Raw genomic sequence first — 12,505 nt, 5'->3', positions numbered from 1 at the left:
GAGATCATCCAGCATTCCGGAGGTGCGATCGGGGCCTCCTGGCTCATGATCGCGCTTCCGCTGCTCGGCGCCGCGGTCCTGCTGCTGGCCGGGCGTCGCTCCGACCGCTGGGGGCACTTCCTCGGCGTCGCGATGTCCCTGGGCGCCTTCGCGGTGGCGGTCCTCGCCTTCGTCCAGCTCCTCGGACTGGCCCCGGACCAGCGCCGTCAGGGCGTCCCGCTCTACCAGTTCATCCCTGGCGTCGCCGACATGGGGCTGCTGATCGACCCGCTGTCGATCAGCTTCGCCCTGCTGATCACCGGTGTGGGATCCCTGATCCACATCTACTCGATCGGCTACATGTCGCACGACGTCGACCGGCGCAGGTTCTTCGCGTACCTGAACCTGTTCGTCGCGGCGATGCTCCTGCTGGTGTTGGCCGACAACTACGTCGCGCTGTTCATCGGCTGGGAGGGCGTGGGCCTGGCCTCGTACCTGCTCATCGGGTTCTGGCAGTTCAAGCCCTCGGCGGCGGCCGCGGCGAAGAAGGCCTTCATCGTCAACCGCGTCGGCGACTTCGGCCTGCTGATCGCGATCTTCACGGTCTTCACCACGTTCGGCACGGTCGCCTTCGGCGATCTGTCCCACGAGACCGTGAGCGGGGCGATCTCCTCCGGAGGCGCCTCGCAGGGCACGGTCACCGCGATCGGCCTGCTGCTGCTCCTGGGCGCCTGCGGCAAGTCGGCCCAGCTGCCGCTGCAGTCGTGGCTGCTGGACGCGATGGAGGGCCCGACCCCGGTCTCGGCCCTCATCCACGCCGCGACCATGGTCACCGCGGGCGTCTACCTGGTCGTCCGCTCGGGCGCGTTCTTCGAGGCCGCCCCGACCGCGCAGCTCGTCGTGACGATCGTCGGTGTGGCCACGCTGCTCGCCGGTGCGATCATCGGTTGCGCCAAGGACGACATCAAGAAGGGCCTCGCGGGCTCGACGATGTCGCAGATCGGCTACATGATGCTCGGCGCGGGCCTCGGCCCGGTCGGCTACGCCTTCGCCATCGCGCACCTGATCGGCCACGGCTTCTTCAAGGCCAACATGTTCCTCGGGGCGGGCTCGGTCATGCACGCCATGAACGACGAGGTCGACATGCGCAAGTACGGCGGCCTGTTCTCGGTGATGAAGGTCACCGCGGCCACGTTCATCGTCGGCTACCTCGCGATCATCGGCTTCCCGCTGCTGTCCGGTTATTTCACCAAGGACGGCATCATCGAGACGGCGATGCACCACAACCCGATCCTGGGCTGGCTCGCGGTGCTGGGCGCCGGCATCACCGGCTTCTACATGTCGCGGATGGTCTTCATGACCTTCTTCGGCAAGAAGCGCTGGGCCGACGACGCGCACCCGCACGAGTCGCCCGCGGTGATGACCGTGCCGCTCATCCTGCTCTCGATCGGCTCGATCGTCCTGGGCGCCTTCCTGGTCCTGGACAACCGGTTCATGAAGTTCCTCGCCCCGGCGGTCGGCCTGCCCGAGGAGCTCCCCGGGTTCCACCCCTTCAGTGTTCCCGGCCTGGCCACGCTCGGGCTGGTCGCCGTCGGCGTCATCTTCGCCTGGACCCGCTACGGCTCCGCCGAGGTGCCCCGGGTCGCCCCGCGCGGCTCGTTCCTCACCACCTTCGCCCGCCGTGACCTCTACGGCGACGCGCTGAACGAGGCGCTGTTCATGCGCCCCGGCCAGTGGCTGGCCCGCATCGCGGTGTTCTTCGACAACCGCGGCATCGACGGCCTGGTCAACGGCCTGGCGGCGGGGATCGGCGGGACCTCCGGGCGGCTGCGCCGCATCCAGACCGGCTACGTGCGGTCCTACGCGTTGTCCATCCTCTTCGGTGCCGCCGTGGTCGTTGGCGCGCTGCTCTACGTAGGGAACATGTGATGCCCTGGCTCTCGACCCTGATGGCCGTGCCCGTTCTGGGCGCGGTGGGTGTCTCCCTTGTCAAGAGTGACAAGCTCGCCAAGCAGCTGGCCCTGGCGGTCTCGCTGGTCGTGCTCGCGCTGACCGTCGCCGTGGCGGTCCAGTTCGACCCGGCCTCCGGGACGCGCTTCCAGTTCGCCGAGGTCTACGAGTGGATCCCGCGCTTCGGCGTCCACTACGGCGTCGGCGTCGACGGCATCGCCCTGGTGCTGATCGCGCTGTCGGCGATCCTCGTGCCGATCGTGATCCTCGCCTCCTGGCACGACGCCGACGGCTCCGGGGCCGCGGCCCCGCCCAAGCGGTCGGTGAAGACCTACTTCGCGCTGCTGCTGGTGCTGGAAGCGATGATGATCGGCGTCTTCGCGGCGACCGACGTCTTCCTGTTCTACGTCTTCTTCGAAGCCATGCTCATCCCGATGTACTTCATGATCGGGTCGTACGGCGGGGCGCAGCGGTCCTACGCGGCCGTGAAGTTCCTGCTGTACTCGCTCTTCGGCGGCCTGCTCATGCTGGTCGCGGTGATCGCGCTCTACGTGGTCGCCGGGAAGAACACCTTCATGTTCCCCGAGCTGATCGCGGCCGTGCAGGACCCGACGACGCAGAAGTGGCTCTTCGCGGGCTTCTTCATCGCGTTCGCGGTCAAGGCGCCGCTGTGGCCGTTCCACACCTGGCTGCCCGACGCCGCCGCGCAGGCCCCGGCAGGCGCCGCGGTGCTGCTGGTGGGCGTGCTGGACAAGGTCGGCACGTACGGGATGCTGCGCTTCTGCCTGGAGCTGTTCCCCGAGGCCTCGAAGTTCTTCACCCCGCTGGTGATCGTGCTGGCGGTCGTGGGCATCGTCTACGGCGCGATCGTGGCCATCGGCCAGACCGACATGAAGCGCCTGATCGCCTACACCTCGATCTCGCACTTCGGCTTCATCGCGCTGGGCGTCTTCGCGATGACCGCGAACGCGGGCGCGGGCGCCACCCTCTACATGGTCAACCACGGCTTCTCGACCGGCGCGCTGTTCCTGATCGCGGGCTTCCTGATCTACCGCCGGGGTTCCAGCCGGATCGCCGACTACGGAGGCGTGCAGAAGGTCGCCCCGCTGCTCGCGGGCACCTTCCTGATCGCCGGCCTGTCCGGGCTCTCCCTGCCGGGTCTGTCCACGTTCGTCAGCGAGTTCATGGTCCTGCTCGGCACCTACCAGCGCTACCCGGTCCCGGCGATCATCGCGACCAGCGGCGTCGTCCTGGCGGCCGTCTACATCCTGTGGATGTACCAGCGCATGATGACCGGGGCCCCGAAGGAGCCGGCGGTCGCAGTGCCCGGTTCCCCGGAGGAGGCGGCGCAGGCCCTGCCCGAGGCCGGGAAGAAGCCGGTGCTCGGCCTGCCCGACCTCAACCTGCGTGAGATCTTCGTGGTGGCCCCGCTGGTCGCGGTGCTCCTCGTCCTGGGCTTCTACCCCAAGCCGGTGCTCGACGTGATCAACCCCGCGGTGGACAAGACGCTCAGCAGTATCAACATCGAACAGCCCAAACCCGCCGTGGCGGACCAGAAGGGGGCCGGGCAGTGAACGACGCCATCATCCAACCCCCGACGATCGAGTACGCGCTGCTCTCACCGATGCTGCTCGTGTTCGGCGCGGCCATCATCGGCGTGCTGATCGAGGCGTTCGCGCCCCGCTACCTGCGCAAGTCGATCCACATGCCGCTCACGCTGCTGGCCCTGGTCGGCGCGTTCCTGATGACCGTGCTCAACGCGGTCAACGGCCTGCCGGACGCCCCGGCGGCGATGGGCTCGGTCGCGGTCGACGGTCCCTCCCTGTTCATCTGGGGCATCATCCTCGTGCTGGCCGTGGTCAGCACGCTCCTGATCAACGACGAGGAGCAGTTCGTCGCGCAGGCGGCGGCGGTGCCGGGAAGCCCCGACGAGGAGGAGGCGATCCTCAGCGGGTACGCCCAGACCGAGGTCTACCCGCTGCTGCTGTTCTCGGTCGGCGGCATGCTGTTGTTCGCCTCCGCCAACGACCTGCTGATCATGTTCGTCGGCCTCGAGGTCATGTCCCTGCCGCTGTACCTGCTCTGCGGCCTGGCCCGCCGTCGCCGCCTGCTCTCGCAGGAGGCCTCGGTCAAGTACTTCCTGCTCGGCGCGTTCTCCTCGGCCTTCTTCCTGTACGGGATGGCCCTGGTCTACGGCTACGCCGGGTCGGTGGACCTGAGTGCCATCAGCAACTCGCTCAGCGTGGTCAGCGGTCAGGAGACGCTGCTGCTGATCGGCACCGCGCTGCTCGGCATCGGCCTGCTCTTCAAGATCGGAGCCGCACCGTTCCAGGCGTGGAAGCCTGACGTCTACCAGGGCGCGCCCACCGCGGTCACCGCACTGATGGCCTCCACCGTGCTCGTCGCGGCCTTCGGGGCCGTGCTCAGGGTCTTCTGGGTGGCTCTGGGTGGTCTTGAGTGGAACTGGAAGCCGGTCATGTGGGGCGTGGCGATCCTGACGATGATCGTCGGCGCGATCCTGGCCATCACCCAGACCGAGATCAAGCGCATGCTCGCCTACTCCTCGATCGCGCACGCGGGCTTCCTGCTCACCGGCATCGTCGCGGTCGGCGCCGCCGAGCAGAACGCCCAGGCCCTGTCGGCCATCCTGTTCTACCTGGCCGCGTACGGCTTCACCACGGTCGGCGCCTTCGCGGTCGTCACCATGGTCCGTGACGCCGGAGGCGAGGCCGGGCACCTGTCCCGGTGGGCCGGCCTGGGCAAGCGCTCCCCGGTCCTGGCGGGCATCTTCGCCTTCTTCCTGCTGGCCTTCGCGGGCATCCCGCTCACGAGCGGATTCTTCGGCAAGTACGCCGTTTTCTCGGCGGCCGTCGCCGGAGACGCCCTGCCGCTGGTCATCGTGGGCGTGGTCAGTTCGGCGATCGCGGCGTTCTTCTACGTCCGCGTCATCGTGCTGATGTTCTTCAGCGAGCCCGCCGCCGACGGGCCGTCCATCGCGGCTCCCACGGTGGGCACCTCGGCGGTGGTCGCCCTGGCGGCAGCGGCTACGGTAGTGCTGGGGATTTTCCCGCAGCCGGTGCTCGATCTCGCGGATCAGGCTGCGTCCGCGCTGTTCATTCGCTAGAGGAGTAACGTTTCATGGCTGCGCCCCCGGTAGTTGATCTCCCGTTCGTCGACGAGCGGCTGGCGCAGGACGTCGCTACCGGACTGGCCGAGGTGGAGAAGCTGCTGCGGTCCTCGGTGGAGAGCGACGACGCCTTCGTCACGGAGGCGTCCAAGCACCTCATCGAGGCGGGCGGCAAGCGGTTCCGGGCCATGCTGGCACTGCTCGCCGCCCAGTTCGGCTCGCCGGAGGCGGCGGGCGTGGTGCCCGGGGCCGTGGTGATCGAGCTGACCCACCTGGCGACGCTCTACCACGACGACGTGATGGACGAGGCCCCGGTCCGCCGGGGCTCCCCGTCGGCGAACGCCCGCTGGGACAACACCGTGGCCATCCTGACCGGTGACTACCTGTTCGCCCAGGCGTCGGAGATCCTCGCCGACCTCGGCTCCGACATCATCAGGATCCAGGCCCAGACGTTCTCCCGCCTGGTGCGCGGCCAGATCCGCGAGACCATCGGCCCCCGCCCCGGCGACGACCCGGTGGCCCACTACATCGGGGTGCTGGCCGACAAGACCGGTTCGCTGATCGCCACCTCCGGCCGGTTCGGCGCCATGCTCAGCGGTGCCTCGCCCGAGGTGGTCGAGCGGCTGACCCGGGCCTGCGAGGCGATCGGCGTCGCGTGGCAGCTCAGCGACGACCTGCTGGACGTCGCCGCCGAGACGGTCGAGTCGGGCAAGACCCCCGGAACCGACCTGCGCGAGGGCATCCGGACCCTGCCGGTGCTCTACGTCCTCGCCTCCGACGCCCCCGAGAGCGCCCGCCTGCGCGAGCTGCTGGCCGGTCCGGTGGCGGAGGAGGACGTCGAGGAGACCCTGCGCCTGCTCCGCGCCGACCCGGCCATGGAGCGCGCCCGCGCCGAGCTGCTCGCCTGGGCAGCCCGCGCCCGCGAGGACCTCGCGAGCCTCCCCGACATCCCGGCCCGCACCGCCTACCTGGCACTGTGCGACTACGTGGTGGAGCGTTCCGGCTGACCGGCGTCGTGAGGTGTCTCGGCCGGCTCCGTTAACCTGGCACTGTGCGATCACATCGTGAAGCGTGCGTGCCGGCCTTCGCAGGTATGGTCATCGCCCGGCTCGCCCACCCGGCCGAGCCGGGTTTTCCGCATGTCTTCCACGATGTTCCTTGCATGGAAAAGCAAATATTGTACGTGCATGTAGACTCCTGCCGATAGAACATTCCAGGAGGAATCACCATGTCGTGGGACCGTTTCGCCCTCTTGCACGCGCGCGTGGAGGCGGAGTTGACCAAGGCACTCCAGCGCGGGCACGGCCTCGGGCTGTCGGAGTACCGCGCGCTGGGACGGCTCGCCACCGCTCCCGGCGGCTGCATGCGCATGCAGGAGCTCGCCGAGGCCGTGGGGCTCAACCAGAGCTCGGTGACCCGCCTCGTCGCCCGCCTGGAGGAGGCCGGGATGACCCGGCGCGACCTCTGCTCCGACGACCGCCGCGGCGTCTACTCGTTGATCACCGACGAGGGACGGGCCCGCCTGGCCGGGGCCACGCCCACCTACGAGCGTTCCCTGGCCGCGGCCCTGGAGCAGGCCGGCGTCGACCCGGACCTCACCCCGCTGGTCCTCGCCGTACGCGGCTCCTGAGGTCCCGCCTCTTCACGATCCCGGCCCCCGTGGCGCGCCCCTGTGGCGCCACGGGGTTCGCCCAGGTTTCCTCTATGGCTATACCGGCTCTTCCACCGGAACGGGCCGGGGGGCCGTCCGGCGGGCCCGGGTGGCCGCCCGGAGGCTGTCCCAGGTGAAGACCGACAGCGCCAGCCAGATGACGCCGAACCCCAGCCAGCGGCTGGGCGGCATGACCTCCTGTATGACGAACACGCCGCACAGGAACTGCAGCAGCGGGGCGATGTACTGCAGCAGGCCGATCGTGGTGAGCGGCACCCGGATCGCGGAGGCGGTGAAGCAGAGCAGCGGGACGGCGGTGACCACCCCCGCCCCGGCCAGCAGGAACGCGTGGCCCGCTCCCGCGCTGCCGAACGTACTCGTCCCCTGCTGCCCCAGATAGACCAGGTAGCCCAGCGCGGGCAGCAGCAGCACCAGCGTCTCGACCGTCAGGCTCTCCGCGGCGCCCACCCCGGCGATCTTCTTGACCAGCCCGTACGTGCCGAAGCTGGCGGCCAGCACCAGCGCGATCCACGGCGGACGCCCGTAGTCGACGGTGAGGATGACCACCGCCACTGCGCCCAGCCCCACCGCGGCCCACTGCCACCGCCGCAGCCACTCCTTCAGCAGCACCACCCCGAAGAGCACGCTGACCAGCGGGTTGATGAAGTAGCCGAGCGCGCTCTCGACCACGTGCCCGCTGTTGACGGCGTAGATGTAGACGGCCCAGTTGACCGTGATGATCACCGCCGCCAGGGCGAGGAGGCCGAGCTTTCTCGGGGTGCGCAGGAGTACGCGGAACCAGGACCAGTGGCGCCGTACCGCCAGGATGGCGACGACGGCGACCAGGGACCACGCGATGCGGTGTGCCAGGATCTCCAGGGCGGCCGAGGGCTTCAGGAGCGGCCAGTACAGCGGGAACAGGCCCCACATGGTGTAGGCGGCGATGCCATACAGGACCCCACGGCGCGTTTCAGGCATGACGCCTATCTTCGCTCCTTACTAGATTTAATACAATTTAGTAGTACTTTCCACTCTGTTAAGAAGGTCTTACGGGAACACGGGGAGGTCGCCAGCGGTTGCCTCCTGATGAGAACGTGTCAGGAGGAGGTTCACAATGGGCTGGTTGTTCGGCAAGGACAAGACGACGATGGTGTCCCCGGAGAACGCGCTCCCGGGCCGCCCCACGCGGATCACGACACCCGGCCGCCACGCGGTCCTCGACGCCCCGCTCGCTCCGCCCTACCCCGAGGGGAGCGAGATCGCCGACTTCGGCCTCGGCTGTTTCTGGGGCGCCGAGCGCATCTTCTGGCAGACCCCGGGCGTGATCACCACTTCGGTCGGCTACGCGGGTGGCTACACCCAGAACCCGACCTACGAGGAGGTCTGCACCGGCCAGACCGGCCACACCGAGCTCGTCCGCGTCGTCTTCGACCCCACCAAGGTCTCGTACGAGGAGCTGCTGCGCGTCTTCTGGGAGGCCCACAACCCCACCCAGGGCATGCGCCAGGGCAACGACGTCGGCACGCAGTACCGCTCGGCGATCTATTTCCACTCACCCGAGCAGGAGAAGTCGGCTCTTACCTCGCGCGACACCTACCAGAAGGTGCTCACCGAGTCGGGCTACGACCCCATCACCACCGAGATCGCCCCGGCGGGTGAGTACTTCTTTGCGGAGGAGTATCACCAGCAGTATCTGTTCAAGAACCCGGGCGGCTACTGCGGGATCGGCGGGACCGGGGTGTCGTGCCCGGTGGGGCTGACCTCCGGCGAGGCGTAGACCTGCGGGTTTAGTTAGTTCCTGGCCCTTGATCGCCCGGTGCGTCCGGTGTCGATCTTGGGCCAGTGTCGTTTTCGCCGTCTCCAAAGTCATGATCCACCTCGCGGTGATCGGCACTACGGCCCAGCGCCGCATCGGCGAAAACGGCCAGAATCTGGGTACTCGGACCGAACAGAACCTGGAAGATCAAACACGTTCTTGGGATGTTAAGGCCATGGCCAACAGCCGCGACGGCTCAGCGCTGTTCGCTGCGACCCTCGTGCCGCAGTCTCAGCACGGTGAGACAGCTGCGTGACCTGGTCATATAGCACGTACAGTACATAAATTTATCTAGGTAACAATTACCTGGTTCTGGTTCTTGAACCTCCTGCGATCCCATAGTGTGTGCGATTATCGCACCATGAGAGAGCCGCAGGAGTGGGCGGATATAGGCGAGCGGGTGCGTGAGTGCCGCATGGCCGCCGACATGTCGCAGGAGCAGCTTGGGGCCGCCCTGAAGCTCGACCGAACGATGGTCGCGAAGATCGAGCGGGGCGTGCGCCGCGTCGATGCGCTTGAGCTGGCGAAGCTTTCCGCCGTCCTGGACGTTCCCTTGAGTTACTTCTTGGGCCCGGCGCCGCAAGTGGTGTCTCGGCGTGCGGAGCTGACGGACGACACGGTCAGTGATGCGGCGCGGCAGTCATATCGTTTGGAAATTGCCCTGTCCACCTGGCTGTCCGATATTAAGCAACTTATAGAAACGGGAGATTTTGCGCCCCCGGTGATCGACAGGTATCCGGAGTCGATTCAGGACGCCGCCGGTGCCCGTCGTGCAGCTCTCTGGATCAGGAATCGGCTTGGCCTTGGGCTGGAGCCCATTGATTCCCTGATGAGGGTATGTGAACGCCTCGGACAACTTGTCGCGGTGGTGGAGGTGCCAGGTGAAGGCGCGTCTTTGATCGAAGGAGATCTTGCTGTTGCAGTTGTCAGCAGGCATCATGATCCCGGTCGCCGCCGCGCTACCGCGGCGCACGAACTAGGGCATTTTATCATCGGTGATGAATATTCTACCGATATAGGAATTCATGTTTCTCGTGACGACAGAGAAGCAATTATTGATGCCTTCGCCGCCGAACTTCTTCTCCCGGCTGAAGCACTGCATGGCGCATGCCCGGATGGGCTGGTGAGGCGAGAGATGTTGGTGGTCTTTGCAGCACGCTTCAGGACCTCCTGGTCGTTGACACTACGGCAAGCCGTCGCGGCTGAAGTCATCGACAGAACAGCCGCAAAAGAGATGCGCCGAAGAAACCCAACACGTGCGGAGTTGATGGAGGCGGTCGGATGGGCTCCACAGCCGGATTTGGAGGCGGTTCGGGTTCCGCCGAGCTATGCACACGCGGTGATGGAGTCCTACAAGAGGTCGCTCGTTACGGCGTCACGCGCCGTCGAACTCATGCGAGGTCAGATTGTGACGAACGACCTGCCGCCGCGTGATGATGTGGACCTGGAACTTTGACCAGTGCTGACCCGCCCTCCATATTGGTGTTCGACGCGATGTGTCTTAACCACTTCGCGCATGCCGAACGTCTGGATGTGTTGCGTGATCTCCTGGCCGGCGCCATCTGCCTGACCACCCATGTCGTCCGCGAAGAAATACGAGTGGGGGTCCAAGATCATCCACTTCTGCAAGCAGCCCTGGACGCAGATTGGCTGGGAGTCGCGAAGCTCGACTCTCTGGACGAGATCAAGTGCTTTGCGAAGTGGGTGCAGCGCATTGGATCTACGGAGCGCAACCTCGGAGAGGCCAGCGTATTCTCCGCAGCCGAACTGACGCGGGGCATTGCCATCACTGATGACCGCGAGGCTGTAGGTGTTGGCAGAGCGCATGGCCTAGAAGTACACGGAACCTTGTGGATCCTGGCCCGGGCATGCTCCGACGGGAAACTTACCGAAGTTTCCGCTGGAAACATCGTGGATGCCCTTATCGTGACCGGAATGCGCCTGCCGTGCTCTGGCTCGACCTTCGGCTCCTTCGTCCGTCGCAATATCAGTAGTTGATTTCTGCGCCAATGAGCAGACCTAAGCAACATACGGTTCGCGACCTACATGGTGTTCGTTAAACGAGCGCCCTTCGGCTTCGTACAGCATGAGGACGGCTGCCCCTGGTGGTTCGTCAACGTTCCCCTATCAGGGAACCCGCGCCCGCTGAGCTACTGCGGGACCGGCGTTTCGTGTCCGGTCGGCCTGACCTCAGGCGAGGAGTGGTTCCGCGGGCTTGACCAGATCCCGGCTCTTGATCGCATAAAGTGTCCGGTGTCGATCTCGGGCCGGACAGGCGTAAACCGAGGGACCTGTCCACTTGGTGCCCAACGAGAACGCGTGGTGCCCGGTGGGAACGACGACCTCACGGGACATGGGCCGAAAGTACACCTCGGCGGTGAACGATCGGCCGGTTCAGGTCGGGCCGTTCTCCCGATGAGCCGCCGGTGTCCCGGCCGTCACGATCGGGTCATGACCGATGAGCGCTCGACGGGACACCCCCCGCACCCCCGGTCGGCGGATGACCGGAACACAGCCGTCCGTGGCCGCGAAGGCGCCACGGCCTCCTCCGGCAGGCCGGGCAGGCCGGGCAGGCCGGGTTGGCTCCTGCCCGCCGGGTTGATCCTGCTCAGTGCCGTTCCGATGATCGCCGGAGCCGCCCGTCTGACCGAGCTGACGAGCGGCGCGGAGATCACGCCGGGAAACGCGCGGTTCTTCGCGACGCCTCTGCCCGTGGTGCTGCACATCCTCACCGTCAGCGTGTACAGCGTTCTGGGGGCCTTCCAGTTCGTCCCCCGGTTTCGCCGCCGGAAGCCGGGCTGGCATCGCGCCGCAGGGAGGATCCTGGTCCTCTGCGGCATCGCCGCGGCGCTTTCCGGTCTGTGGATGACCCTGTTCTATCCCCGGCCCGCCGGTGACGGTGATCTCCTCGCCGCGTTCCGGCTCGTGTTCGGCTCGGCCATGGTCCTGTCCATCGTTCTCGCCGTCGCCGCGATCCGGCGGCGGGACATCGCCCGGCACCGCGCCTGGATGATTCGCGGTTACGCGATCGGCCTGGGCGCGGGTACGCAGGCGCTGACCCACCTGCCCTGGTTCCTGATTCTCGGGACGCCCGGCGAGTTCCCCAGGGCAATGCTCGTGGCCGCCGGTTGGGTGATCAACCTCGCCGTGGCCGAACGGTTCATCCGCAGGCGGCCGATCGGCCGGAGTCACGCACCTCCGCGGTGGGTGCGGAGCGCATGACGTACGAGGAAGCCGGCGTCCCAGGGGCGCCGGCTCCTCGTCGCGATCAGGCGGCGGCCAGTGCCTCCGCCCGGACCACGTCCGCGGCCGAGCGGCGCAGGAGCCGCACCCCGACGAGCGCCAGCGGCGCGTAGCAGATCAGGGCCACCACGGCGCCCACGACCGCGGGCAGCATCGCCGCGGCCACGAACGGCAGCAGGATCACCGGAACCGTCCACCAGCCGACCACTCCCGCTCGGGCGAGCCCGGCCAGGAGCAGCGGGAGCATGGCGACGCCGCACAGTACTCCGGTGAGCCGCCACACGGCGAGGGTCGGGTCGGCCGCGACGGTGTCGAACACCTTCACCGCGTCGGCGAGCGGCACGGTGTTCGGCATGACGGTGGTGAACCAGTCGGACAGCAGCATGCCGGACATCTGGATGGCGCCGAACATGGACAGGGCCACGCCGGTCGCCGTCAGGCCCCGGCCCCTCCGGCCGCGGAGCAGCGTCAGGCTCGCGGGCACGCCGAGCGCGATGAGCACCCAGGCGTAGTGGAACAGGTTCGCCGACAGCAGCGACAGCCCGTGGTCGGCGGCCAGGGAGGCCAGGTACCCTGCGGATGAGTCGTCCGCCTGCGGCGGCGAGGTGAGCATGCCGCCGAACATCAGGACGGGGGCGAGTACGAGCGCGACGCCGGCGAGGCGGCGCAGCGGGGCGGAGGCGGCGGACGTGGTGTCCATGGGGTGTCCTTTCGGATGTCTCTTGAGCTGCCGTAACGC

12 protein-coding genes are annotated in these 12,505 nt (G+C 67.4%); 10 read left to right on the top strand and 2 right to left on the bottom strand.

What is annotated here, in order from left to right; genetic code table 11:
- Positions 1-45 precede the first annotated feature (45 nt).
- From nuoL to AC5L38_RS08810, 5 genes are all read left to right on the top strand, one after another.
- Positions 46-1,908 carry an NADH-quinone oxidoreductase subunit L gene (gene nuoL / locus AC5L38_RS08830; protein ID WP_495242462.1) on the top strand — a complete coding sequence of 621 codons (1,863 nt, stop codon included), beginning with the start codon at positions 46-48 and terminating at the stop codon, positions 1,906-1,908.
- Complete coding sequence (locus AC5L38_RS08825; RefSeq protein WP_495242260.1) at positions 1,908-3,503, top strand: NADH-quinone oxidoreductase subunit M; 1,596 nt, start codon at positions 1,908-1,910, stop codon at positions 3,501-3,503. The genes nuoL and AC5L38_RS08825 overlap by 1 nt, the downstream gene beginning before the upstream one ends.
- Positions 3,500-5,053 carry an NADH-quinone oxidoreductase subunit NuoN gene (gene nuoN / locus AC5L38_RS08820; RefSeq protein WP_495242259.1) on the top strand — a complete coding sequence of 518 codons (1,554 nt, stop codon included), beginning with the start codon at positions 3,500-3,502 and terminating at the stop codon, positions 5,051-5,053. The genes AC5L38_RS08825 and nuoN overlap by 4 nt, the downstream gene beginning before the upstream one ends.
- A 14-nt stretch (positions 5,054-5,067) precedes the next feature.
- Positions 5,068-6,063, top strand: coding sequence for a polyprenyl synthetase family protein (locus AC5L38_RS08815; RefSeq protein ID WP_495242258.1), 996 nt, complete (start codon positions 5,068-5,070; stop codon positions 6,061-6,063).
- 221 nt (positions 6,064-6,284) lie between these two features.
- Complete coding sequence (locus AC5L38_RS08810; protein WP_495242257.1) at positions 6,285-6,686, top strand: MarR family winged helix-turn-helix transcriptional regulator; 402 nt, start codon at positions 6,285-6,287, stop codon at positions 6,684-6,686.
- Between the two features lie 78 nt (positions 6,687-6,764).
- Here the strand turns inward: AC5L38_RS08810 and rarD are convergent, their stop codons facing one another.
- Positions 6,765-7,685, bottom strand: coding sequence for an EamA family transporter RarD (gene rarD / locus AC5L38_RS08805; protein WP_495242256.1), 921 nt, complete (start codon positions 7,683-7,685; stop codon positions 6,765-6,767).
- A gap of 136 nt (positions 7,686-7,821) precedes the next feature.
- Between rarD and msrA the strand changes: the two genes are divergently transcribed.
- From msrA to AC5L38_RS08780, 5 genes are all read left to right on the top strand, one after another.
- Positions 7,822-8,484, top strand: coding sequence for a peptide-methionine (S)-S-oxide reductase MsrA (gene msrA / locus AC5L38_RS08800; RefSeq protein WP_495242255.1), 663 nt, complete (start codon positions 7,822-7,824; stop codon positions 8,482-8,484).
- Between the two features lie 91 nt (positions 8,485-8,575).
- Positions 8,576-8,779 carry a hypothetical protein gene (locus tag AC5L38_RS08795; protein WP_495242254.1) on the top strand — a complete coding sequence of 68 codons (204 nt, stop codon included), beginning with the start codon at positions 8,576-8,578 and terminating at the stop codon, positions 8,777-8,779.
- A gap of 105 nt (positions 8,780-8,884) precedes the next feature.
- A complete protein-coding gene (locus tag AC5L38_RS08790; RefSeq protein ID WP_495242253.1) occupies positions 8,885-9,979 on the top strand; it encodes a helix-turn-helix domain-containing protein in 1,095 nt (364 codons plus the stop codon).
- On the top strand, positions 9,976-10,521 hold the full coding sequence (locus tag AC5L38_RS08785; protein ID WP_495242252.1) for a PIN domain-containing protein: 546 nt from the start codon (positions 9,976-9,978) through the stop codon (positions 10,519-10,521). The genes AC5L38_RS08790 and AC5L38_RS08785 overlap by 4 nt, the downstream gene beginning before the upstream one ends.
- A gap of 453 nt (positions 10,522-10,974) precedes the next feature.
- Entirely contained in the window at positions 10,975-11,745 is a 771-nt protein-coding gene (locus AC5L38_RS08780) for a DUF2306 domain-containing protein (RefSeq protein ID WP_495242251.1), read from the top strand.
- Positions 11,746-11,791: 46 nt separating this feature from the next.
- Here AC5L38_RS08780 and AC5L38_RS08775 read toward each other — a convergent pair whose 3' ends face one another.
- The gene (locus tag AC5L38_RS08775) at positions 11,792-12,466 is read right to left on the bottom strand and encodes a hypothetical protein (protein WP_495242250.1); all 675 of its coding nucleotides are present in this window, start codon (positions 12,464-12,466) and stop codon (positions 11,792-11,794) included.
- Positions 12,467-12,505 lie beyond the last annotated feature (39 nt).

This window comes from Streptosporangium nanhuense (genome assembly GCF_059358815.1).
Note: the sequence above shows the minus strand (reverse complement) of the source record. Positions and strands in the feature narration are given on the sequence as shown.

Coding starts and splice junctions, on each gene's coding strand:
- nuoL (WP_495242462.1), top strand. CDS start 46: ATGATCGCGCTTCCGCTGCTCGGCGCCGCGGTCCTGCTGCTGGCCGGG.
- AC5L38_RS08825 (WP_495242260.1), top strand. CDS start 1,908: ATGCCCTGGCTCTCGACCCTGATGGCCGTGCCCGTTCTGGGCGCGGTG.
- AC5L38_RS08815 (WP_495242258.1), top strand. CDS start 5,068: ATGGCTGCGCCCCCGGTAGTTGATCTCCCGTTCGTCGACGAGCGGCTG.
- AC5L38_RS08810 (WP_495242257.1), top strand. CDS start 6,285: ATGTCGTGGGACCGTTTCGCCCTCTTGCACGCGCGCGTGGAGGCGGAG.
- rarD (WP_495242256.1), bottom strand. CDS start 7,685: ATGCCTGAAACGCGCCGTGGGGTCCTGTATGGCATCGCCGCCTACACC.
- msrA (WP_495242255.1), top strand. CDS start 7,822: ATGGGCTGGTTGTTCGGCAAGGACAAGACGACGATGGTGTCCCCGGAG.
- AC5L38_RS08795 (WP_495242254.1), top strand. CDS start 8,576: ATGATCCACCTCGCGGTGATCGGCACTACGGCCCAGCGCCGCATCGGC.
- AC5L38_RS08790 (WP_495242253.1), top strand. CDS start 8,885: ATGAGAGAGCCGCAGGAGTGGGCGGATATAGGCGAGCGGGTGCGTGAG.
- AC5L38_RS08780 (WP_495242251.1), top strand. CDS start 10,975: ATGACCGATGAGCGCTCGACGGGACACCCCCCGCACCCCCGGTCGGCG.
- AC5L38_RS08775 (WP_495242250.1), bottom strand. CDS start 12,466: ATGGACACCACGTCCGCCGCCTCCGCCCCGCTGCGCCGCCTCGCCGGC.